This is a genomic window from Hwangdonia sp. (assembly GCF_048381975.1).
Classification (GTDB): domain Bacteria; phylum Bacteroidota; class Bacteroidia; order Flavobacteriales; family Flavobacteriaceae; genus Hwangdonia; species Hwangdonia seohaensis.
Genome location: NZ_JBLWYT010000003.1, coordinates 260,271 through 283,491 on the forward strand (window position 1 = coordinate 260,271; position 23,221 = coordinate 283,491).

The following is a 23,221-nucleotide window of genomic DNA, read 5'->3' on the forward strand; positions in this document are numbered from 1 at the left end:
TGGTAAGTTACGAAATTACTCCGGAACCTATTAATTCGTCATTTAAATACCAAGCTACAAACTGTCCTTCGGTGATGGCCGACTGAAATGCTTCAAACTCAACATATAATCCACTATCCACTTTATGCAACGTTGCTTTTTGCAAAGATTGGCGATAGCGAATGCGAGCCTTAACTTGCATGGTTTCATCAACGTTTAATGCCAAATCTTCACGCACCCAATGCAATTCTTCGTTAGTTACAAACAAGGCTTTTTTATATAAACCGGGGTGCTCCTTTCCTTGACCGGTATAAATGATGTTCTCACTTACATCGGTATCAATTACAAATAAAGGCTCAACGGTTCCGCCCACAGCGAGTCCTTTGCGCTGACCTTTAGTGAAATAATGAGCACCTTGGTGCTTGCCAACAATTTTTCCGTCGTTTATTTTATATTCAATTTTTTTAGACAGGAATTTTAGTTTGTCTTCTTCAGATTGAAACTCCGGTAAAGACTCATTAAAAAACTCTTGCTCTTTTGATACCTCAACAATAACACCTTCTTTTGGTTTTAATTGCTGCTGTAGAAAATCAGGCAACTTCACTTTACCAATAAAACACAAACCTTGAGAATCCTTTTTCTCGGCAGTTACTAAATCTAATTTCGTGGCAATGTCCCTAACTTCCGGCTTGGTTAATTCGCCGATAGGGAACAGTGATTTTGCCAATTGCGCTTGCGATAACTGGCACAAAAAATACGATTGGTCTTTATTATCATCAACGCCTGCAAGTAATTGGTAAATGGTTTCACCATCTTTTTCAATGGTTCCTTTTCTGCAATAATGGCCCGTAGCAACATAATCTGCTCCCAGCTCTAAGGCGATCTTCATAAACACATCAAACTTAATCTCCCTATTGCACAGTACATCGGGGTTTGGGGTTCTGCCTTTTTCGTATTCGTTAAACATGTAATCTACAATGCGCTCTTTGTATTGTTCGCTTAAATCTACCGTTTGAAAAGGGATTCCTAATTTCTCGGCAACCAACATCGCATCGTTACTATCGTCTAACCAAGGACATTCGTTAGAAATAGTCACAGAATCATCATGCCAGTTTTTCATAAACAAGCCAATAACCTCATACCCTTGCTGCTTTAACAAATAAGCTGCAACGCTAGAGTCAACCCCACCTGAAAGTCCTATTATTACGCGTTTCATAATTAAAAATTGGCTACAAAGATAAGATAAATATAGAAAATAGAAGTTTTAAAAAATCATTTGAAAACATCGATTAACTACATTTTGTTTATTATTTTTATAAAAAACTTGAACAAAATTTGGTTTTTTGTTTAACTTTATTATATATTTGTTGAACAAAACAAAAATCCTATTAAAAATGAAAGCATTAACAGCATTAAAAAAAGTGTTATTACTCACAATGATATCGGTATTATCATTTTCATGTAGTGACGACGACGACCCTATTGTGGTTAAACAACCAGAAACGATTGCAGAATTAGCAATAGCAACACCAGATTTAAGTAATTTAGTAGCAGCCTTACAGCGCGCAGACCTTGTAACTACATTAAATGGTAGTGGACAGTTTACAGTATTCGCACCCACAAATGCGGCATTCTCAAAATTTTTAACCGATAATGGCTTTGCTAGTTTAGATGACGTCCCCGTAGATGTGTTAAAACAAGTATTATTAAACCATGTGATTTCCGGAGAAGTAAAATCGGGTGATTTAACAACAGGTTACGGTGAAACCTTAGCTACGGAAGCTTCTACAGATAACAATTTGAATATATACATCAACACCAATGCGGGTGTGAAACTAAATGGTGTTTCAGATGTTGTTACAGCAGATATTGATGCCACTAACGGCGTTATCCATATAGTAGATAATGTAATTGGTTTACCAAACATAGTGGATTTCGCACTAGCAGATGACACCTTTTCGATATTGGTCTCGGCATTAACAAGAAGCGATTTAACGTTTGATTATGTAACTACCTTATCTACTTCAAATGGTACAGCACCTGCTCCATTTACAGTGTTTGCACCTACAAATGATGCTTTTGTAAGTTTACTTTCTGAATTAGGTGTGTCATCTTTAGACGATATAGATGAACCTACCCTGAAAGCAACCCTCGATTTACACGCTGTTGCTGGTGCCAATGTGCTTGCATCTACTTTAACCGATAATATGACCGTAATTACATTAGGAGGTGATATTACCGCTAATGTTACAGGTGGCGCTACATTAACCGATTCCAATGGTAGAGTGAGCAATATAGTAGTTACCGATGTACAAGCTGCTAACGGTGTTATACATGTAATCGATAAAGTGGTTTTGCCAAAGTTAAACTGATTTTAAAAAATAAAACAACAGCATAAATAAAGCACAATAACAACTTTAGTTGATACTTACAATTTATGACATTAAGGCTGTTATTATTAAATTATAAATAGAATAACCGAAATCATCTTTATAGTTGATTGCCAAAACGATTTTAAATTAATAAACAGGGATTTAATTAGATTAGTTTGGTTGTTAGATTGTAGACAGGGAAGATCTTGTCTATGAAAAAGAGGAGACTGCCCGTAAAGGCAGTCTTTTTTTTATGGCTCGTTTTTAATATACTTAGGACTATAAGTGAAGGTTTTTTCGTCCATTAATTCACCGTTTTCGTAGTATTTCCAAATGCCATGTTTCTTTCCGTTTTTGTAAAGGCCTTCTGTTATTAACTCGCCCTTTGGATTATAATATTTTGATGGTCCGTGCAGTTCGCCATTTACATAAAAAAATTCTTTTAAAACAATGTTGTTTTCTGAATACCACACCGATACCCCATCCAACTTTCCGTTTTTATAAAATTGTTTTTCAGCAACCTGTCCGTTTTCATAATACACAAAGCGTTCCCCGTCTAAAATACCTTCATTGTTATAGTGCTCTAAAGTGAGTAAATTATCATTTCGATTTTGATAGTATTTCCATTCACCTATATAGGTTTTCCCATCCATTTGCCCTTCACTAATAACTTTTCCTTTTGAGGACAAAAAAGTAACATAAGCCTTATTGTCAGTTTTATTAAACTGTTTAGTGGCGGTTAAAACGGGTTTCTTTCTAATGTTTTTATAAAACTTGAACAATCCTATTTCTTTTCCGTGAAAAAATTTGCCTTCGTATCTTAAAACCTCAGTACCTTCAAATGTTTTCTTCCAAATACCATGGCGCTTTCCGTTGGCATCAAATTGATTGATGCTTTGTGCAAATGCAAATGACGTTATAAAAGATAATAGGAAAATAAATATGTGTTTCATCTTAAGAATCTATTTAAGAATTTGTGATTATGTAATACTAACGAAAAATAGTTTCAAATTGTATATTACAAAAAGACTGCCAAACATTTATTTTGACAGCTTTTAAATTTTGGAATATCTACAAGCTTTGGATTATCGTTAATACGACAAAAAAGTAACACTTTTTAAACGGTGTTTTTTTATTAATCGGATGCAACGGTTCTGTGTTTCGGGACTCTAAACAATAAAATGATTCCTAATAAAAAGAAGACAAACAAAAACAAAATAGCGTTTCGCATGCTACCGGTCACTTGATCGATAGTCGCAAAAATCACCATTCCGAAAACGATACCTATTTTTTCGGCAACATCATAAAAACTAAAATACGACGTGGTATCATCGGTCTCGGGCAAAAACTTAGAGTAGGTTGATCGTGCCAACGCTTGAATACCACCCATAACCAAACCAACTATAGAGGCTGCAATATAAAACTGCATTGGCGATTTCATAAAATAAGCATAAAAACACAGGCACATCCAAACGCAGTTTACAGCAATAAGTGTTTTAATATTTCCGTATTTATTGGAAGCCCTTGAAGTTAATATCGCCCCAAAAACCGCCACAATCTGTATCACTAAAATGCTAATAATTAAACCCATTGTTTTTTCGCTATCGCCGCCCCAATCAATTTCTTCTTCACCAAAATATACAGCCACCAACATAATGGTTTGCACAGCCATACTAAACACAAAAAAAGCATACAAATAGCGTTTTAACCGTAAATCTTGCTTGAGCTGTTTCCAAACTTGCCTTAACTCTTTCAAACCATTAAAAACTATGGCTCGCGTTACTTTATGTCCAAACGATGTACCTTTTGGTAAATAGTAAAACGAATACTGGCTAAACAATGCCCACCAAATACCAACGGTTACAAACGAATAGCGCATCATTTGCATTTTGGCGGCGCCTTCATCTTGACTCATTACCATAAATAAATTTACAAGGAGCAATAACACGCTCCCAATATAACCCATTGAAAATCCTTTGGCACTAATGGCGTCTTGTTGGTCTTCATAGGCTATATCCGGTAAATACGAATTGTAAAACACCAAGCTTCCCCAATACCCAATAAGTCCCATAAAATAAAATAGTAAACTTAAGTGGATGCCATCAGGGGAAATATCGAACCAATATAAACCAACGCAACCTGCGCTTCCCACGTAGCAAAAAAACTTTAAAAAATTCTTTTTGTTTCCAACATAATCCGCTATTCCGGATAATATTGGCGATGTAAAAGCCACCACTAAAAACGTAAATGCCGTAACAAACGTTATTAAAGCGGTACTTTTAAATTCCATTCCAAAAGCTTGTACGTTTTTAATTTCCGAAAGAAAAAGCGACGAATAAAAAATAGGAAATATAGAAGATGCAATAGTAAGGGTGTAAACCGAGTTTGCCCAATCGTAAAATGCCCATGCATTAAGAAGTTTTTTACTTCCTTTTTTAAGTTGATTCATAAAAAAAACTGCTCTTTTATGAGCAGCTTCTAAAGTAATCAAATATTTTAAAAGAGATAATATTTATTATCTAAATGAAGTAACACCAAACTTTTTTGCTTCGGCTTTGGCCTGTGGTGCCAATGCTCTTAAGTTTGCAATACGCGAATCGTTAGACGGGTGCGTACTCAAAATTTCCGGTGGAGATTGCCCACCACTATTGGCTTTCATGCGTTCCCATAATTCTGCACCTTCATCCGGGTTATAGCCTGCAATAGCCATTAAATACAATCCTATTTTATCGGCTTCGGTTTCGTGGGCTCTACTAAAAGGAAGCATCACTCCTACTTGCGATCCAATGCCAAATGCTTGGTTATAAAGTTCTAAATTTTCATCATCTTTTAATGCTACGTTAAGCCCTACAGCAGCAGCTTGTTGCAGCATACCTGCGCTCATACGCTGTTGTCCATGATTCGCTAAGGCATGTGCCACCTCGTGCCCCATAATGACAGCAACCCCTGTTTCGCCTTTTGCGATGGGCAATATGCCGGTATAAAACACTATTTTACCACCTGGCATACACCATGCGTTTACTGTTTTATCTTCTACCAAATTATATTCCCATTTGTAATCGTTTAAATAGCCTTGGTGTCCGTTGGCATTTAACCAACGCTCCGCCGCAACAGCAATTCGTTGCCCAACGCGTTTAATCATTTCGGCATCCTTGGTTCCCTTTACTACTTTGTGTTCATTTAAAAACTGGTCGTATTGGGCAAAGGCCGTTGGGAATAATTGGGAGTTTGGCATGATGGCCAAAGTACTTTTTCCGGTAAATGGGTTTTCGGCACAAGAAAAAACCAATAGTGCCATTCCAAATAATATAAGTGTTTGTTCAAATCTCATTTTTCAATAGGGTTTTTATATTTGATAAAAATACAAAAATTGTACCTTTATTGTTTCTGACACAACATTTAATTATTGGTCACAACATGGTAAAAATAAACTGTGTTAATATTTTAAATTAACCCATTTGGCTTTAAGTTTACCTGATTTGCTCAACTTCTTACAATTTGTTTGTTAAGTTTAATGCGTGTTACCGACATATTTAATAAAAAAAACAACTATGAACATGAATAACCTAATCCCTTTATTGGCTTTTATTTTTCTTTTTAACTGCAACTCCTCGGCACAAAAACAGAACGAAAAAGTATCCAAAACCTTTGAAGTATCGAAAACTGAAAGCGAATGGAAAGCCGAATTATCTGAAATGGAATTTTATGTGTTGCGAAATGCCGGTACAGAGCGTCCGTTTTCCAGTCCGTTGAATAAAAACAACGCTGAGGGAACCTACCATTGTGCAGCATGTAACACGCCGTTATTTAAGAGCGAACATAAGTTTGATTCCGGTACGGGTTGGCCCAGTTTTGATAGGGAAATAAATGGCAACGTCGGGTTTTCTACAGATAACGATTTAGGCTATACGCGAACCGAGGAACATTGTGCCACTTGCGGCGGCCATTTGGGACATGTTTTTAACGATGGCCCTAAAAACACAACGGGCAAAAGACACTGTATTAATGGAGTGGCTTTAAAGTTTATTCCGAAAGAATAAAGTTTAAAAATTCCAATAGTAAAAAACTAAATTCCAAAATGATGTTTTTCGAAATTTGAAATTTGTTTTTTTAGACTTCACATACCTTTCTTCTTATGGAAACTTCATATTTAACAAGCATTATTAAACAGTTTGAATATTATAAAAGTCTGGGTGACAAAACCTTTAACCAACTCACTTTTGAAAACATGCAGTGGCAAAGTAACGCAGACTCGAACAGTATTGCCATAATTGTAAAACACATGGCTGGAAATATGTTGAGTAGATGGTCTGATTTTTTAACCGAAGATGGCGAAAAGGAATGGCGGCAACGCGATGAAGAGTTTGTTGATTCGTTTAATTCGATTGAAGATTTAAAGGCGGCCTGGGAAAATGGTTGGCTCGGTTTGTTTAATGCCATTAAGCCTTTAAAGACCGAGGATTTAGAACGTATTATTTATATTAGAAACCAGGGGCACACCGTTACCGAGGCCATTAATAGGCAATTGGCACATTACGCCTACCACATCGGGCAAATCGTGTTTTTAGGGAAACTTATTAAAGGTGAAGGTTGGGAATCGTTATCTATTCCAAAAGGTAATTCTGTAAAATATAATGAAGAAAAGTTTGCCAAAACAAAAGGGAAGCGCCATTTTACGGATGATTTATAGGAAAGAAAAATTCCAAAAAAAATAAAAACTAAATTCCTGAAACAACACTTTTGCAAGTAGGCCCGCCAGAAGGATTGAGGCATACTTCGACAAACTCAGTACAGGTTTGTTGGAGCTCGCCGACTTAAGAGGAAGCGACTGCCAATAGCCTGTTTGCCATTTTTATGGCAACTCGCCCAAATAGCGACATTAAACTTTATTCTTTTTTTTATAAGGCCTTATTATGAGGCGCGCTTCTCGGTCGAACCGTACATAATTGTAGACCCAGTTTACGAATACGACCATGCGATTCCTGAAACCGATAAGGAAAAACAAGTGCACGAACATCCAAATGTACCACGCAAATATGCCTTGGAATTTGAATCGTTTTAAATCGACCACGGCTTTGTTTCGGCCAATGGTTGCCATGGTGCCCTTGTCTTTATAAATGAAGGGCTGCATGGGTTTGCCTTCAATTAATCGCAGCATGTTATCGCCCAACTGCCTACCTTGTTGAATGGCCGGTTGCGCCATCATTGGCAATCCGTTTGGAAAATCGTCGGTTACCATGCAAGCAATGTCGCCAACGGCAAAAATGTGTTTATAACCTTTAACTTGGTTGAATGAATTTACCAAAAGCCGGTTGCTGCGGGTAACAAAATCGGCGGCGTCCAAGCCTTTTATAAGCGCCCCTTTTACGCCGGCTGCCCAAATTACGGTGGCGGTTTCGAAAACCAAATCGGTGTTTGTAGTTACTGTTTTGCCATCGTAGTTGGTTACCCTTAGGTTTTTCCAAACATTAACGCCCAATTTTTCTAGAAAGTCTTCGGCTTTTTCTGAGGCTTTCTCGCTCATGCCTTTTAAAATGCTATCGCTAGATTGAATCACATTAATTTGTACCGAACGCGTATCTAAATCGGGGTAATCTTTTGGGAGGATGCCTTTTTTAATTTCCGCCAAGGCGCCAGCAAGCTCCACCCCTGTTGGGCCACCTCCTACTATTACAAAATTCATTAAGGCGTTGCGTTCGTTCAAGTCGGAGGTTAATAAGGCATCTTCAAAATTTTCAAGAATCAAGCTTCTTAAATTCAAAGACTGCGGTATGGTTTTCATGGCCATACTGTGTTTTTCTACTTCGGCATTTCCAAAAAAATTGGTTGTCGAGCCCGATGCCACTACCAAATAATCGTATTTTAAATTACCAATATCGGTAATAACGGTGTTGTTTTTATCATCAATTTGGGTAACATTGGCCAACCTAAAATGAAAATTGGGAAAATTCTTTAATACTTTTCTAATGGGGTATGCAATGGAATCTGGTTCCAATCCGCCGGTAGAAACTTGGTATAATAAAGGTTGAAAGGTGTGGTAATTATTCTTGTCCAACAACACCACTTGCACTTCTTGTTTCGATAATTTTTTGGCTAAGGCTATACCCGAAAAACCGCCACCAATGATAATTATTCTGGGAAAACTTGTAATAGGTATGTTCATAAAAAAGTACTTGCAACGCAAAGGTAGTGAAACATGGGTAAATTCCTTACTTCTATGGAATGACAAATTAAGTTGGAAACCTTGCAATTATACCACATGGATTTTTTTTAGATTTATAGGGTTCTTAATTCTTTATTCGAATTCGATTTCGTAAATTCGTAGCTTCAAAAAACGACTTAAAATTTTACAGATGAAATACGATATTATAGTTCTTGGAAGTGGTCCCGGTGGCTATGTTACTGCCATTAGAGCCTCTCAGTTGGGTTTTAAAACGGCTATTGTTGAAAAAGAAAACCTAGGAGGCGTTTGCTTAAATTGGGGATGTATTCCTACGAAAGCCTTACTAAAATCTGCTCAAGTTTTTGAATATCTTAAGCATGCCGATGATTACGGACTCTCTGTAAAAGACTATGATAAAGATTTTGATGCGGTTGTAAAACGAAGTCGGAATGTAGCCGATGGCATGAGCAAAGGCGTACAATTTTTGATGAAAAAAAATAAAATTGATGTTATTGAAGGCTATGGGAAACTAAAAGCTGGAAAGAAAATTGACGTTGATGGAAAAGAATACAGTGCAGAAAATATTATTATTGCCACAGGCGCACGTTCTCGCGAATTGCCTAGTTTACCTCAAGACGGTAAAAAAGTAATTGGTTACAGAGAAGCCATGACCTTGAAAAACCAACCCAAAAAAATGATTGTTGTTGGTTCTGGTGCTATTGGTGTTGAGTTTGCTTATTTCTACAACTCTATGGGAACCGATGTTACTATTGTTGAATATTTACCGAATGTTGTTCCTGTTGAAGACGAAGATGTATCGAAACAATTAGAGCGTTCTTTCAAGAAAAGTGGTATAAAAATTATGACATCTTCCGAGGTTACCAAAGTAGACACCTCTGGCAAAGGCGTTAAAGCTACGGTAAAAACCAAAAAGGGCGAAGAAACTCTAGAGGCTGATATTATTCTTTCTGCCGTAGGTATTAAGTCGAACATTGAAAATATTGGATTGGAAGATGTTGGCATTGTGGTTGATAAAGACAAAATTTTGGTTAACGATTTCTACCAAACCAACATTCCGGGGTATTATGCCATTGGCGATGTTACACCGGGTCAAGCCTTAGCCCATGTCGCTTCCGCGGAAGGGATACTGTGTGTAGAAAAACTTGCCGGACAACATGTTGAAGCTTTAGACTACGGAAACATTCCGGGTTGTACCTATTGCTCACCGGAAATTGCAAGTGTTGGTTTAACCGAAAAACAAGCCAAAGACAAAGGACTAGATATTAAAGTTGGAAAATTCCCGTTCTCTGCTTCTGGCAAAGCAAGTGCTGCCGGGACAAAAGATGGTTTTGTAAAGGTGATATTTGATGCCAAATATGGCGAATGGCTAGGTTGCCACATGATTGGTGCCGGTGTAACCGATATGATTGCTGAGGCTGTTTTAGGTCGCAAACTAGAAACCACAGGTCACGAAGTATTAAAAGCGGTGCATCCGCACCCAACCATGAGCGAGGCGGTTATGGAAGCTGTTGCTGATGCTTATGGGGAAGTGATACATTTGTAGTATGCTCCCTAACCCCCTAAAGGGGAACTTTTACGCGGGTAAATAAACAAAAAATGCGATTCAACTTGAATCGCATTTTTTGTTTATTATTTATTATACGCAAGAGTGGTGTTCCTCCCCTTCGGGGAGGTTAGGTGGGGCTATTAGTTGAAACTCTGAATAGCCAATTCGTAACTTTGTAAACCAAACCCGAGAATGACACCTTTCGCGTTTGGTGATATAAACGACTGATGCCTAAACTCTTCTCTATTAAACGTGTTGGAAATATGCACCTCAACCACTGGGGTTTCAATAGCTTTTACAGCATCTCCAATACCCACCGATGTATGTGTGTAAGCTGCTGCGTTTAAAATAATACCATCAAAATTAAAACCAACCTCGTGCAATTTATCAATGATTTCGCCTTCAATATTAGATTGAAAATAATCAATTTCAATGTCTGTATATTTTCTTTTTACTTCCTCTAAAAACTCGATGAAGGACAAACTGCCATAAATATTGGGTTCGCGTTTTCCTAATAAATTTAAATTAGGCCCATTGATGATGATAAGTTTTTTCATATCGTAAATATATTTAAAATTTGGGCATAAAAAAAGGAACTATACAAGCTCCTTTTCTATATTTAAGTATTTGATAAAATTAGAATCTATACCCCAATCCAACAAAGAAACCACTTAGTTTAATCGAGTAACCACTTGGAGCATCTTCAAGTAAATTTGCTAATCCCATATTATATCTGGCTTCAAGCAAGAAATTTTCAGTTATATCATAACCTATACCTGCTTCCAATCCAAAATTAAACGATTTCGCACCAGGTTCAGTATCAAGCAAAACTCCTAAAGCAGGTCCTGCTAATATATTAAACTCTTCTGAAACAGGAAATTTAGCTAAAAGCGGTATTGCAATTTGATCTAATTCTTCAACTGACACATAAAGTACTTCAGGTTGGAAAATAAAAGAATCCGAAACTTCTACTTCAACAAAAGCTCCAATATAGAAGCCCGTTTCTGAGGTTGAAACATTGTCTCCATCTGCTTTAAGTTTCATGGAAGCAAAATCAGCTCCAGCTTTTAATCCAAAGTTTTGAGCATTTATAGAGGTTAATCCAAATAATGCCACAGCAAAACATAGTAGTAATTTTTTCATAATTGATTTAAGTTTATTAATTATACTCAAACAAACATAAAATAACCCTACCTGTTTTACAAGAAAAAACATATATAATATAGATATTTTTTCCTACAATATTGACTGCCAATATGTTATTAAGCAAAAAATGAAATTATCAACCAGCTAATTTAATGTATAAAACCAAATAAAGCGTTAAAACGTTTTTTTATGAATCCAGTTTGGGCATAAAAAAAACCGAAGTTAAACTCCGGTTTCTTTAAAGTTCAATCGTATGATTTAAAATGAAAATCCAACTGAAAACTGAAATACACCATTTTTCCAATTTAAGTTGTTAGTATCCGGCACTTCGGAAAACCCAAGATTATAACGAGCATTCAAATTTAATCCGCTATCGAATTGATAACCCAACCCAACATTTCCGCTAAAATCAAATGAATTTATATCGTCTTTTAAATCATCTTCCCCCCCATCGTATTTATCCTTAGCACTCAAAATAAACCCAAATTGCGGTCCTGCCTCGGCATAAAACCCATCGGTTATTTTAACTTGCGCCAATACAGGAACATTGATGTAATTTAGATTAAATGAACCTTCATCAAAACCATCATCGTAATTTGCACCTTGAGTGGAAAACAATATCTCTGGTTGGATTGCTAAATTGCCATCTGCATCTATGCAAAACCTACCATAACCTCCAAAGTGAAAACCTGTCCTGGAACTTAAGTCTTCAGTGTTTTCTCCCGAAAGAGAAGAGAAATTCACACCTGCTTTAATGCCTTTTCTACAAAAACAACTAGATAAAGTTAAAGCAGCAAACATCAAAATAATAAATTTAATTTTCATAATTAGCTGGTTTTTAGTTGATTAACATCTTTAAATTTAATGTTTTATTATGATAAAAACAAACTGTGTTAACAAAACAACAGTTTAAAAAAATGCTATTAGCTTTAATTTTCTACTTTGAAATTGGTAAAAACAGGGTTCTAAAGGTCTTCTTTCAAGATTGAATTTAATTGGTTTAAGTCTCAATAAAAGCATTGAGTTTTAATTGAAAAGCAGAACTTTTAATCTTTAGTTTCACAGGCACTAAACCTTTATTTTATAAGATTTTCTTTATTTTTACACACTGATGAAATGGCAACACGCACTTAAAGATTATCAACTTTATTTAAAAATAGAACGCGGATTATCGCAGAATTCTATAGACAGCTATTCGCTTGATATAAAAAAGTTGATTGTTTTTTTAGAAGAAAATAATATTAGCTTATCGCCTGTTTCCATTACTTCTGAAGTCATTCAGCAATTTGTTTACGAAACGGCAAAACAGGTAAATGCGCGGTCGCAGTCGCGAATAATTTCCGGATTGCGCAGTTTTTTCAATTATTTGGTTTTTGAAGATTACAGAACATCCAATCCGTTGGAATTGATTGAATCGCCAAAAATTGGAAGAAAATTACCCGACACCTTATCTGAAGATGAGATAGACCAACTCATTAATGCCATCGATTTAAGCAAACCCCAGGGCGAACGCAATCGCGCTATTTTAGAAACGCTTTACGGTTGCGGATTGCGGGTAAGCGAATTGGTAAATCTTAAATTATCCGATTTATTTTTTGATGAAGGTTTTATAAAAGTAACCGGTAAAGGCGACAAACAACGCTTTGTGCCTATTGTTGCTATAACTCAAAAGTATATTAATATCTATAGGAAAGAAATGCGCAATCATATCAATATCCAAGTGGGCTTTGAAGATACCTTGTTTTTAAATCGACGCGGAAAACAATTAACACGCGCCATGATTTTTACGATTATTAAACAACTTGCAGAAAAAATTGGTTTGAAAAAGAATATATCCCCGCATACCTTTAGGCATTCTTTTGCGACCCACTTATTACAAAACAATGCCGATTTACGCTCCATTCAACTCATGCTCGGACACGAAAGTATCACCACAACCGAAATTTATGTGCATTTAGATAAAAGCCATTTAACCGATGTTGTAGAAAAATACCACCCTAGAAAATAGAAAGCATTAAATTTTATTGTATCATTTTGCTAATCAGATTTTTAGTTTTAACAAATTAATGCTAACTTTATAAATGCATTCCTAATTAAATACCTTAGAAAATACAATTGAAATTTCACAGCTATCATACTTTAATTCTAAATAAATTTAAGGGTTTCCTGAAGCCAGAAACTCCTAAAATCAATAATTCTAAAAAACCTTGCGAAGATATAAAATGGCAATTGGCCGTTGATATTTCCGATATCGGTGTCTGGGATTTTGATGCCAAACTAAATAGGGTTTATTTTTCGCAACCATCAAAACGAATTATAGGTTTTGAAGACGACGATACCTTTGGCGACGATATAAACGCTTGGAATGACAGGGTGCATCCGGAGGATAGGGGAAAATACTTTCAGGACTATCAAGACCATATAAATGGATTAATACCATTATACGTTAACGAGCATAGAATAAAATGTAAAGATGGCTCTTACAGGTGGGTACTGGACAAAGGGAAAGTAATTGAATGGGATAAAAATGGCAAACCAATTCGTTTTATTGGAACACATGTGGATATTACAAAGCATATTGAAAATGAAACAAAACTATCAAATACGTTAAACCTGGTTAGCGAACAAAATAACAAGCTTAAAAACTTTGCGCATATTGTTACCCATAATTTAAAACAGCATGCAGGTAATTTTGAAAGCTTGCTCGAATTTTATGAGGAAGCCAAATCTGAAAACGAGAAACAAGAATTAATAGATTACCTAAAATCACTGTCAAGTTCATTAACTAAAACAATTAGTAATTTAAATGAAATTGTTTCTATACAAAATAATAAAAACAATAAAATTGAAAAACTTTATCTGGCAGAGGAAGTGAATAAGATGATGGACGTACTAAACATTGCTATCACTGAGAATAATGCCAAAATAGTGAATAACATAGACCCAAAACTATACATTTTTTACAGTCCAACCTATTTAGAAAGCATCATACAAAACCTGTTCACCAATGCCATTAAATACAGGCATCCGGATAGAGCACCAGAAGTCACTCTAAAAACTATTTTAACAAAAGAAACCATAAAAGTTATATTAACCGATAACGGTATTGGTATCGATTTAGAAAAATTTGGAGACTCCGTTTTTGGGCTGTATAAAACGTTTCACAACAACCAAGATTCTGAAGGTGTTGGCCTTTACTTAATAAAAAACCAAATTGAAGCTTACGGAGGCGAGATAACCCTTGATAGCAAAGTAAATGTTGGTACCACCTTTACAATCACTATTCCAAACAAAAAAAAATCAGCTTAAAGCTGATTTTTTTTTTTATGATTCGTTTAACTTGCTATTTTGCAATATTTACCGCTCTTGTTTCTCTAATTACGGTCACCTTAACTTGACCTGGATAAGTCATATCGGTTTGTACTTTTTGGGAAATACTAAATGATAATTCCGCGGCTTTTTGGTCGTCCACTTTTTCGCTTTCAACAATAACTCGTAGTTCTCTACCTGCTTGAATAGCATAAGCTTTTTTAACGCCTTGGAAACCAAAAGCAATATCTTCTAAATCCTTTAAACGTTGAATATAACTATCCAATACTTGTCGGCGTGCTCCAGGGCGTGCTCCAGAAATGGCATCACAAACCTGTACTATTGGCGCGAGCAACGATTTCATTTCAATTTCATCATGGTGCGCTCCAATAGCATTGCATACATCATCCTTTTCATTATACTTTTCAGCCCATTGCATACCAAGTATAGCGTGTGGTGTTTCCATATCTGCTTCTGCATCTGGCACTTTTCCAATATCGTGCAGTAAACCTGCACGTTTTGCCAATTTAGGATTCAGCCCCAATTCGGCGGCCATTACACCACAAAGTTTAGCTACTTCGCGTGAGTGTTGTAACAGGTTTTGGCCGTAAGACGAACGGTACTTCATTCTTCCAACCATCTTTATCAGTTCCGGATGTAAATTATGAATTCCTAAATCTATAACGGTGCGTTTACCAACTTCAATTATTTCCTGTTCAATTTGTTTTTGTGTTTTCTTTACAACCTCCTCAATCCTTGCCGGGTGAATTCTGCCATCGGTCACTAATTTATGCAGCGATAATCGAGCAATTTCTCTTCGAACCGAATCAAAACACGACAAAATAATGGCTTCTGGCGTATCGTCAACAATAATTTCAACACCTGTAGCCGCTTCAATAGCACGAATATTTCTTCCTTCCCGTCCAATAATGCGTCCTTTAACATCGTCTGATTCTATATTGAAAACAGACACACAGTTATCAACGGCTTCCTCAGTTCCTATACGTTGTATAGTATTTATAATAATCTTTTTAGCATCTTGTTCGGCAGTTAATTTTGCTTCTTCCAACGCGCCTTGGATATAGGACATAGCGTCGTTTTTGGCTTCTCCTTTTAAGGATTCAACCAATTGTTCTTTCGCTTCTTCGGCCGATAAACTGGAAATAACCTCGAGTTGTTGCACTTGGCTTTTGTGAAGTTTATCCAAGGCCTCCTGTTTCTTGTCCAAAACATCGAGTCTGTAACTGTAATCTTTTTGTTTGGCTTCAAGCGTGGCATTCAACTTTTTGTTTTTTGAAAGCTCGCTCGATATTTGAGATTCTTTATCGCGGATGCGCTTTTCGGCTTCAGCAATCTTTTTATCACGAGATAAAATAACTTTTTCGTGCTCAGATTTTAGCTCTATAAACTTTTCCTTGGCTTGAAGTATTTTATCTTTTTTAATAGATTCGCCTTCGGTATTAGCTTCCTTTAATATGTTGGATGCGCTTCGTTTGGCATCTCGTATTAACTTAGAAGCTTTGTTTTTTTCAAGCATTTTAGCTATAATAAATCCTATTATAAGCCCTAATAGTACGCCTCCTACTGTTAATATTATTGAATTATTATCCATTATGTTTGTTGGTTAGTGTATATAAAAAAGCCTACACCAGTATAAAGTTTTGTATAAACTCCTTAAAAACAAGTTTAGGGCTAACAAGCTGATCAAGGATCTGCTAGGTGCTAATAAATAACACATGCAGCTTGCTTTTACAACTTAAACTCACCCTTTTTAAAGAATTAACGTTGAGTTTATCAAAAAAAATAACCAATGTAGGCAGTAACTTTTAGTTTATTTTAAAGAACGTTTAAGAGATTAAATGCGATTGTAACAGCTCGTTTAAAGCATTTAGCTTTTCCTCCACATGCTCGCTCACATTCGCTTTATCAATAGATTTCTGTTCAACTTGAGAGGCAAACTGTAGGGCGCACATAGCCAATACATCTTGCTTGTCTCTAACAGAATAGCTTTGTTCAAATTGCTTAATCATGGCCTCGATGTTTTTTGCGGCCTTACGCAATCCCTCTTCTTGACTAGCTTCAATAGTTAAGGGATACACCCTGTTTGCTATTGAGAGCTTTATTTTAAGCTTTTCTGACATTTAATCTATGTTGCATTAATCTGAAAGTTGAGCAATACAATGGTCAATATCCCTAATTAATGCGTTTATTTTAAGCTTTGTTTCTCTCTTATTATCGTCACTACCAAGTATCGAATTTGCCATTTTAAGCGCTTCGTATTTTTCTTCCCAAGTTGTTATTTGCAATTCCTGGTTTTGAAGTGCTTGTTTTGAAGCTTCCAGTTCTTCATTCAATTTTAAATTAGCTTGCTTTAAAAGCTCTTGTTTGTGCAATAGTTTGCTAATTTTGTTTTCTAAAGAATCTACAATATCTTCAATATGACTCATTTACAAATTTCAATACTTATATCACAAAGTTAAGATACCTAGGCTTAAATTACAATTGTTTTATCATAAAATTTTAATTTATTCATTAAGGCTCATAACCAGAGTATTGGCTCGATTATTGCTTTTAACTTTGCTTATTCACACCAAATTAATAATTTAGCTAATTCCAATCAGAACTATCAATAGCCATTTAACACCATTTTTTAACTCAATTGGTAAATCATAGATATGCGATTAACCCTCATGCTTTTTTTATTGCTCTCTACAATTACTGTGGCACAAAACAACTATCCACAAGATTATTTTAGAAGCCCGCTGGACATTCCTTTAATTTTATCGGGTACGTTTGCAGAGTTGCGCTCCAATCACTTTCATTCGGGGCTGGATATAAAAACGCAACAGCGTATAGGCCTTAATGTTTACGCATCGGCTGGTGGTTTTGTAAGCAGGATAAAGGTCTCGCATTTTGGCTACGGAAAAGCCCTGTACATTACGCACCCAAATGGTTACACCACGGTTTATGCGCATTTAAATAAGTTTTCGCCCGATATTGAGGCTTATGTAAAAAAGCATCAATATGAAAAGGAATCTTTTGAAATTGAATTGTTCCCGAGCACCGATGAATTAAAAATTGAAAAAGGCCAAATTGTTGCTTTAAGCGGAAACACCGGCGGTTCGGGCGGCCCACATTTACATTATGAGATTCGCGATAAAACGGAGCGTCCCATAAACCCCATGTTGTTTGGCATGGATATAAAAGATTCCATTAACCCGCTAATTTCTTCTATTTATGCTTATCCGATGGATGAACATTCATTTATAAACCAATCCAATTCCAAAACAAAACTGCGCTTAATCCCTATACAAAATGGCGATTATGTAGTTGAAAACATTGAAGCCATAGGCAATATTGGTTTTGGCATTGAAACCATTGACAGACAAAATTGGGCCGCCAATAAAAACGGGGTTTACAATATCCAAACCTTTGTTAATGGCAGTAAAAACTTCGAGCTCGATTTCAGTCGGTTTTCATTTAGCGAAACCAAGCACCTCAATAGACTTATTGATTACGAACATTACAAAACCCAAAAATCTCGGGTTCAAAAGCTATTCAATCAAAACAACCCTTTAAGTTTGTATAAAGATGTTTTAAACGATGGTGTTTTATCAATAAAAGATAGCACCCATTCGGTTTACAAAATAAAAGTGGGCGATTTTAAAAAAAACAACACCTGGGCCACCATAAACATTAAAGGCAATAAAACAAATCGCGGTGAAGCGCTACCCAAAAAAACGACACCGTATTTTATTAATGCCAATGAAACCACCAATTTAAAAAAAGGAAAAGTATCGGTCGATTTATATAAAGACACCTTTTACGAAAATTTTTATTTGGATTTCGATGTAAAAAACGACACCCTTCTTTTGCACGAAGACATTATTCCAACTAAAAAAAGCTTTAAAATTTCTTATGATGTTAGTGCCTATTCCGATAAGGATAAAAGCAAATTATATATTGCTAAATTGATAGGTTACAAAAAATTTCCGGCATATTCTTCAACAAAAAAAATAGGCGATATTTTAACGACTTACTCAAAAAATTTGGGAGAATTCGCATTGGCAACCGATACCATAAGCCCCACCATAACACCGATAAATTTTAAAAAAGGACAATGGTTAAGCAACTTTAGATTTTTAAAAATTAAGATTGATGATGAACTTTCTGGCATATCAAATTATAGGGCAACCGTAAACGGAATATGGATTTTAATGGAGTACGATTACAAAACAAAAACCCTAACACACGATTTTAACGATGGGATGATTACGGAAACAAAAAATAATTTAAAGCTAATTGTTACCGATAATGTTGGAAATAATTCTACTTTTGAAACTGTGTTTTACAGGAAATAAATTTTCTCGCTTTTGAATTCAAGATTTTCACTTACAGCCATCCTTTTTTTATTGTTTCTTGCATTGGGCTATTCGCAAACGGCAACCCTTAAAGGTATTGTTTTAAATGAAGAAAATACGCCCGTTTCCAAAGTAAACATTAAAGCCGGAAGTGATGGCACCACCACCAACGAAAACGGATTTTACACTTTAAAAATTCCTGCAAACCAAGATATTACCGTTGAATTCTCACATCTTGTTTATAAAAAAATCACCATTACTTTTAATCTTAAAAACGGTGAAAGCCATGAGTTTAACCCCGTAATGAACACCACCGTTGCCCAAATTGCAGCCGTTGTTGTTTCAGGAAATCGCAGAAAAGATGTTGAAGGGGTGACTTCCTTAAAACCCGAAACCATCAGGAAAATACCAGGTGCCAATGCCGGTGTCGAGAATTTATTGTTAACCCTTCCGGGAGTGAGCAACAACAACGAATTGAGTACGCAATACTCGGTTCGTGGTGGTAATTACGACGAAAATTTGGTGTATGTAAACGGCATTGAAGTGTATCGGCCGTTTTTAATTCGCTCTGGACAACAGGAAGGATTAAGTTTTGTAAATACCGATTTGGTGCAAAATGTAGATTTTTCATCGGGTGGATTTCAAGCCAAATACGGCGATAAATTATCATCGGTTTTAGATATTACCTATAAAAATCCGTATCAATTCGAAATCAATGCCGATTTAAGTTTATTGGGCGGAAGCCTTTCGTACGAAGATATAAGTAAAGATTCAAAATTTACGAGTATTGTTGGGGTTCGCTATCGCGATAACGGCTTGTTGGTCAATGCCAAAGAAACCGAAACCAATTACGATGCGGCTTTTGCGGATGCCCAGGCGTTTTTAACCTATAAGTTTACCGATAAATTCCAGTTGAGTTTTTTAGGAAACGCCTCGTTAAACAAATACAGTTACCAGCCACAAACGCGACAAACCAATTTTGGCACGCTAGCAGATCCGTTGGCGTTGCTAGTATTTTACGAAGGTCAGGAAAAAGACCAATATCAAACCCTTTTTGGTGCTTTTAAAGGTACGTATTTTGCGAACGACGATTTAACGCTTCATGCCATAGCATCGACCTATCACACCACCGAAGAAGAGTATTTTGATATTTTGGCGCAGTACCGATTAGGTGAAGTTAACACGAATATTGGCGATGAGGATTTAGGCGAAGTTGAATTTAGTGAAGGCATTGGCGGCCAATTGAATCACGGGCGAAACGATTTGGATGCACTAATCACCACGGTTGAGCATAAAGGCGATTTAAAAATTGACGACAACCGTATTGAATGGTCTGTAAAGTATACCAACGAAGATATTCGCGATCGTTTGGTGGAATGGGAAATTATCGATTCGGCTGGATTTTCAATTCGTCCGCCACATATCGATGCTTTTAACGAGCAACCTTACACGCCGTTTGAAGGCCCCATTGAACCTTTTCAAAACGTGCGAGCCACAAACAACACCAAAATTAACAGGCTGCAAGCCTACGCCCAATGGAGCAAACGTTCTGTAATAGGAACCAGTGATGTTTGGTACAATGCGGGATTGCGAGTGCATAATTGGTCGGTTAATGGTGATGGCATTTCATCTTCTAATCAAATCGTATTTAGTCCGCGTGCGCAATTCGCCATAAAACCTTATTGGGAAAAAGATATGTTGTTTAGAATTGCAGGAGGCTTATATTATCAACCACCATTTTATAGAGAGTTACGAGATGCCGATGGCGTTGTTCAGCCCAATGTAAAGGCGCAACAATCGTTTCATTTGGTATTGGGAAATGACTACAGTTTTAAAATGTGGGAGCGCCCCTTTAAATTAACAACCGAGGCTTATTATAAATGTTTAAGCGATGTAAACCCTTATACTTTGGAAAACGTTCGCATCCGTTATCGCGCTAACAATTCCGCGAAAGCGTATGCCTATGGATTGGATATGCGTTTGAATGGCGAATTTGTACCGGGGACCGAATCGTGGTTTAGTTTTGGCTATTTAAAAACCGAAGAAAACATAAACAACAGAGGCTATATTGCACGCCCCACCGACCAACGTTTAAAGTTTGCGGCATTGTTTCAGGATTACGTGCCCAACATTCCGAGCATGAAAATGTACTTAAATTTGGTATTTAACACGGGTTTACCGGGTGGCTCGCCAAGTTATGCCGACCCTTATGAATACCAAAACCGTTTGCCATCGTACAAACGCGCCGATGTTGGTTTTCAGTTTGTAATTGTTGACGATAAAAAGCAATTTAACAGCGGTTGGAAAAAACCATTTAAGGAACTTACGTTTGGAGTTGAGATTTTTAACATTTTCGATGTTCAAAACTCCATAACAAATACTTGGGTGCGCGATGTGTATAGCAAACGCCAATATGCCATTCCCAACTTTTTAACACCGCGGGTTTTTAATGTGCGAACCACCATGAAGTTTTAATGTTTTTTTAACAGCCATTTTAAATTTTGTATTAAAAACAGTTATAACTTTGTATATGTAAAAGTCCGAAACGGACTTTTGGATGCTTTAACCCATGTTGCTTGAAATTAATAAACTACTAAAAACAGGGTTTGCAAAACCTTCAAAAGATGAAACAGCTTTTTAGAAATATTTTTACCTTAAGTGTTTTGCTTGTTTATAGCTTAGGCAATGTTATTTCTATACAACAGGTTGTTAGCAATTCGGTTTCAAGCGTTGAAAAGCATCAAGGCGATACCGTAAAAGACTCAGATGCTACAAAAGCACTTGTTTCTTATTTGTATTCGAATAAAGGTTTTATCGATAGCGTTTTCAACGATTTTTCTTTTGATTTTAATTTTGAAACTGAGGATTTTAAAACTTCGTTTTCGGCTTTAAAACACAAAGAACCGTATACGCAAAACAAAGTAAACACTTACCTAAATTATAGTAAACACATACAACCGGGGCTATCTATTAAGGCTCTGCTCTACCCGTTTCATACGTTTTCTTAAATTCCAGATTGCTTTTTATTTACGCTAATGGTCTGTTTGACTAATTGGCTCTATTATTTCATTTTAATTGGCAAAACAGCCAACTAATTCAACTTATAACAAATAAAAATTTCAATCATGGATACACAAGCCACAATAATTGGATTCATTATATTATTGATAGTCATAACACCTTTAATTTTAATACAAGCCTCTCAAAAAAAGAAAAAGAAACAGTCTAAAAAAGAGTTTTTTGAAGATGCTGAAAAACATCATTTAGACCTAACAACCGTCGATTTTTGGGGCACCTATTACGCCATGGCAACAGACGAAGTTGCTAATAAACTACTCTATTCCAAGATAATCAACGGCGTTCACAACACTGCAGTAATTGATTTAAGCTCGGTTAACTCCTGTAGTATTAAAAAAACCGAAAGACGCTTAAAAAACAAAACAACAAACAAATCTGAAACCGATAAAATAGATTTGGTGATTACTTATAAAACCCCTAAAAAACCGGCAAGCATTTTGGAGTTTTACAACATCGATGTAAATTTTGAAATGAGCAACGAATTCGATTTGGTAAAAAAATGGGAGGCTATGATTATCAGCAAATTGTTAAAAAATGTAAAAGCAGCCTAAGGAATTGTTTATGTTAGTTTGATTGGTGACACGCTGTATTATATAGTTTTTTAGTTTTCTATGTAATATGGCGTGTTGTTATTTAAAGAAACAGCAACCTCATTATTAAGGTTTTAAATTTAGTATATTTATGCAACTTCTTTTTAGAATCATATAAAACAAAAATGACCGAAGAACCTATTATTCTTAAAAAAGCAGAATTTAACCCAAAAATTAAATCGTACATCCTTTATGTGGTTTCTTTTTTCTTATTGATTTCCATTTTGGGCATCCCGATATTAATCTTTTGGATTTTAGGTCTCGGACAACACATTAGCAAACGGTTTTACGACAATTTGGAATGCCAATTGACAAACCGCCATTTAGAGTTTAAAAAAGGCGTGCTGTTTAAAGTTGAAAAAACAATTCCGTTGGAAAACATTCAAGATTTAACCTTTATTGAAAATCCGTTGTTAAAATACCTCGATTTGCGTATTCTTAAAATTGAAACCGCCGGCCAAAGCAACCCAAAGGGCAGTGATATGAAACTTATTGGAATTATTGATTCCGGCAATTTTAAAAAGCAGGTTTTAAAACAGCGCGAGGCCATTCAATCGAATTCAAAAAACAACTCACAATCTGTTTCTTCAAATGAAAAAACGAATATTTTACTTGAAGAAATTAGAGATTTGTTGCACGACATCAAGCATAAATGA

At 36.0% G+C, this 23,221-nt stretch carries 22 protein-coding genes and 1 other RNA gene; 11 read left to right on the forward strand and 12 right to left on the reverse strand.

Going from position 1 to position 23,221, the window contains the following annotated elements:
- Window positions 1-7: 7 nt before the first annotated feature.
- Window positions 8-1,195, reverse strand: a complete 1,188-nt coding sequence (mnmA, locus tag ACN5J7_RS07335) for a tRNA 2-thiouridine(34) synthase MnmA (RefSeq protein WP_418603394.1) — start codon at window positions 1,193-1,195, stop codon at window positions 8-10.
- A gap of 178 nt (window positions 1,196-1,373) precedes the next feature.
- On the opposite strand from mnmA, the gene ACN5J7_RS07340 reads away from it, so the two are divergent.
- Complete coding sequence (locus tag ACN5J7_RS07340) at window positions 1,374-2,351, forward strand: fasciclin domain-containing protein (protein WP_418603395.1); 978 nt, start codon at window positions 1,374-1,376, stop codon at window positions 2,349-2,351.
- Window positions 2,352-2,602: 251 nt separating this feature from the next.
- On the opposite strand, the gene ACN5J7_RS07345 is transcribed toward ACN5J7_RS07340, so the two are convergent.
- The 3 genes from ACN5J7_RS07345 to ACN5J7_RS07355 all read right to left on the reverse strand — a co-directional run bounded on the left by ACN5J7_RS07345 (window position 2,603) and on the right by ACN5J7_RS07355 (window position 5,682).
- Window positions 2,603-3,304 (reverse strand): toxin-antitoxin system YwqK family antitoxin, encoded by a 702-nt coding sequence (locus tag ACN5J7_RS07345; protein ID WP_418603396.1) that lies wholly within the window; start codon window positions 3,302-3,304, stop codon window positions 2,603-2,605.
- 182 nt (window positions 3,305-3,486) lie between these two features.
- Window positions 3,487-4,800, reverse strand: coding sequence for an MFS transporter (locus ACN5J7_RS07350; protein ID WP_418603397.1), 1,314 nt, complete (start codon window positions 4,798-4,800; stop codon window positions 3,487-3,489).
- A 66-nt stretch (window positions 4,801-4,866) separates the two neighbouring features.
- Window positions 4,867-5,682, reverse strand: a complete 816-nt coding sequence (locus ACN5J7_RS07355; protein ID WP_418603398.1) for a M48 family metallopeptidase — start codon at window positions 5,680-5,682, stop codon at window positions 4,867-4,869.
- Window positions 5,683-5,908: 226 nt separating this feature from the next.
- Here ACN5J7_RS07355 and msrB point away from each other — a divergent pair, with 226 nt between their 5' ends.
- Both msrB and ACN5J7_RS07365 read left to right on the forward strand, forming a co-directional pair.
- Window positions 5,909-6,391 (forward strand): peptide-methionine (R)-S-oxide reductase MsrB, encoded by a 483-nt coding sequence (gene msrB / locus ACN5J7_RS07360; RefSeq protein ID WP_418603399.1) that lies wholly within the window; start codon window positions 5,909-5,911, stop codon window positions 6,389-6,391.
- 95 nt (window positions 6,392-6,486) lie between these two features.
- A complete protein-coding gene (locus tag ACN5J7_RS07365; protein WP_418603401.1) occupies window positions 6,487-7,041 on the forward strand; it encodes a DUF1572 family protein in 555 nt (184 codons plus the stop codon).
- A gap of 189 nt (window positions 7,042-7,230) precedes the next feature.
- On the opposite strand, the gene ACN5J7_RS07370 is transcribed toward ACN5J7_RS07365, so the two are convergent.
- Window positions 7,231-8,514 carry an NAD(P)/FAD-dependent oxidoreductase gene (locus ACN5J7_RS07370; RefSeq protein WP_418603402.1) on the reverse strand — a complete coding sequence of 428 codons (1,284 nt, stop codon included), beginning with the start codon at window positions 8,512-8,514 and terminating at the stop codon, window positions 7,231-7,233.
- Between the two features lie 190 nt (window positions 8,515-8,704).
- Here ACN5J7_RS07370 and lpdA point away from each other — a divergent pair, with 190 nt between their 5' ends.
- Window positions 8,705-10,078, forward strand: a complete 1,374-nt coding sequence (gene lpdA, locus ACN5J7_RS07375) for a dihydrolipoyl dehydrogenase (RefSeq protein ID WP_418603403.1) — start codon at window positions 8,705-8,707, stop codon at window positions 10,076-10,078.
- Between the two features lie 143 nt (window positions 10,079-10,221).
- Here the strand turns inward: lpdA and aroQ are convergent, their stop codons facing one another.
- The 3 genes from aroQ to ACN5J7_RS07390 form a co-directional block, all read right to left on the reverse strand.
- Window positions 10,222-10,638, reverse strand: coding sequence for a type II 3-dehydroquinate dehydratase (gene aroQ / locus ACN5J7_RS07380; RefSeq protein ID WP_418603404.1), 417 nt, complete (start codon window positions 10,636-10,638; stop codon window positions 10,222-10,224).
- Between the two features lie 79 nt (window positions 10,639-10,717).
- Window positions 10,718-11,224: a porin family protein gene (locus tag ACN5J7_RS07385; protein WP_311940109.1), complete on the reverse strand. Its 507-nt coding sequence runs from the start codon at window positions 11,222-11,224 to the stop codon at window positions 10,718-10,720.
- Window positions 11,225-11,485: 261 nt separating this feature from the next.
- A complete protein-coding gene (locus tag ACN5J7_RS07390; RefSeq protein WP_311940107.1) occupies window positions 11,486-12,052 on the reverse strand; it encodes a porin family protein in 567 nt (188 codons plus the stop codon).
- A 286-nt stretch (window positions 12,053-12,338) separates the two neighbouring features.
- On the opposite strand from ACN5J7_RS07390, the gene xerD reads away from it, so the two are divergent.
- Both xerD and ACN5J7_RS07400 read left to right on the forward strand, forming a co-directional pair.
- Window positions 12,339-13,235 (forward strand): site-specific tyrosine recombinase XerD, encoded by an 897-nt coding sequence (gene xerD, locus ACN5J7_RS07395; RefSeq protein WP_311940105.1) that lies wholly within the window; start codon window positions 12,339-12,341, stop codon window positions 13,233-13,235.
- Window positions 13,236-13,342: 107 nt separating this feature from the next.
- Window positions 13,343-14,536 (forward strand): sensor histidine kinase, encoded by a 1,194-nt coding sequence (locus tag ACN5J7_RS07400; protein WP_418603405.1) that lies wholly within the window; start codon window positions 13,343-13,345, stop codon window positions 14,534-14,536.
- A gap of 34 nt (window positions 14,537-14,570) precedes the next feature.
- Here the strand turns inward: ACN5J7_RS07400 and rny are convergent, their stop codons facing one another.
- The 4 genes from rny to ACN5J7_RS07420 all read right to left on the reverse strand — a co-directional run bounded on the left by rny (window position 14,571) and on the right by ACN5J7_RS07420 (window position 16,983).
- Window positions 14,571-16,148: a ribonuclease Y gene (gene rny / locus ACN5J7_RS07405; protein WP_311940102.1), complete on the reverse strand. Its 1,578-nt coding sequence runs from the start codon at window positions 16,146-16,148 to the stop codon at window positions 14,571-14,573.
- 55 nt (window positions 16,149-16,203) lie between these two features.
- A non-coding RNA gene (ssrS, locus tag ACN5J7_RS07410) (6S RNA) lies at window positions 16,204-16,327 on the reverse strand.
- Window positions 16,328-16,383: 56 nt separating this feature from the next.
- Window positions 16,384-16,677 carry a cell division protein ZapA gene (locus tag ACN5J7_RS07415; protein ID WP_311940100.1) on the reverse strand — a complete coding sequence of 98 codons (294 nt, stop codon included), beginning with the start codon at window positions 16,675-16,677 and terminating at the stop codon, window positions 16,384-16,386.
- Between the two features lie 15 nt (window positions 16,678-16,692).
- Complete coding sequence (locus ACN5J7_RS07420) at window positions 16,693-16,983, reverse strand: hypothetical protein (RefSeq protein WP_311940098.1); 291 nt, start codon at window positions 16,981-16,983, stop codon at window positions 16,693-16,695.
- Window positions 16,984-17,211: 228 nt separating this feature from the next.
- Here ACN5J7_RS07420 and ACN5J7_RS07425 point away from each other — a divergent pair, with 228 nt between their 5' ends.
- The 5 genes from ACN5J7_RS07425 to ACN5J7_RS07445 all read left to right on the forward strand — a co-directional run bounded on the left by ACN5J7_RS07425 (window position 17,212) and on the right by ACN5J7_RS07445 (window position 23,221).
- Complete coding sequence (locus tag ACN5J7_RS07425; RefSeq protein WP_418603406.1) at window positions 17,212-18,897, forward strand: M23 family metallopeptidase; 1,686 nt, start codon at window positions 17,212-17,214, stop codon at window positions 18,895-18,897.
- 12 nt (window positions 18,898-18,909) lie between these two features.
- Window positions 18,910-21,372 carry a TonB-dependent receptor gene (locus tag ACN5J7_RS07430; protein WP_418603407.1) on the forward strand — a complete coding sequence of 821 codons (2,463 nt, stop codon included), beginning with the start codon at window positions 18,910-18,912 and terminating at the stop codon, window positions 21,370-21,372.
- Window positions 21,373-21,521: 149 nt separating this feature from the next.
- Window positions 21,522-21,905: a hypothetical protein gene (locus tag ACN5J7_RS07435; RefSeq protein ID WP_311940092.1), complete on the forward strand. Its 384-nt coding sequence runs from the start codon at window positions 21,522-21,524 to the stop codon at window positions 21,903-21,905.
- Window positions 21,906-22,022: 117 nt separating this feature from the next.
- Window positions 22,023-22,526 carry a hypothetical protein gene (locus tag ACN5J7_RS07440; RefSeq protein WP_311940091.1) on the forward strand — a complete coding sequence of 168 codons (504 nt, stop codon included), beginning with the start codon at window positions 22,023-22,025 and terminating at the stop codon, window positions 22,524-22,526.
- A 164-nt stretch (window positions 22,527-22,690) separates the two neighbouring features.
- Complete coding sequence (locus tag ACN5J7_RS07445; RefSeq protein WP_418603408.1) at window positions 22,691-23,221, forward strand: PH domain-containing protein; 531 nt, start codon at window positions 22,691-22,693, stop codon at window positions 23,219-23,221.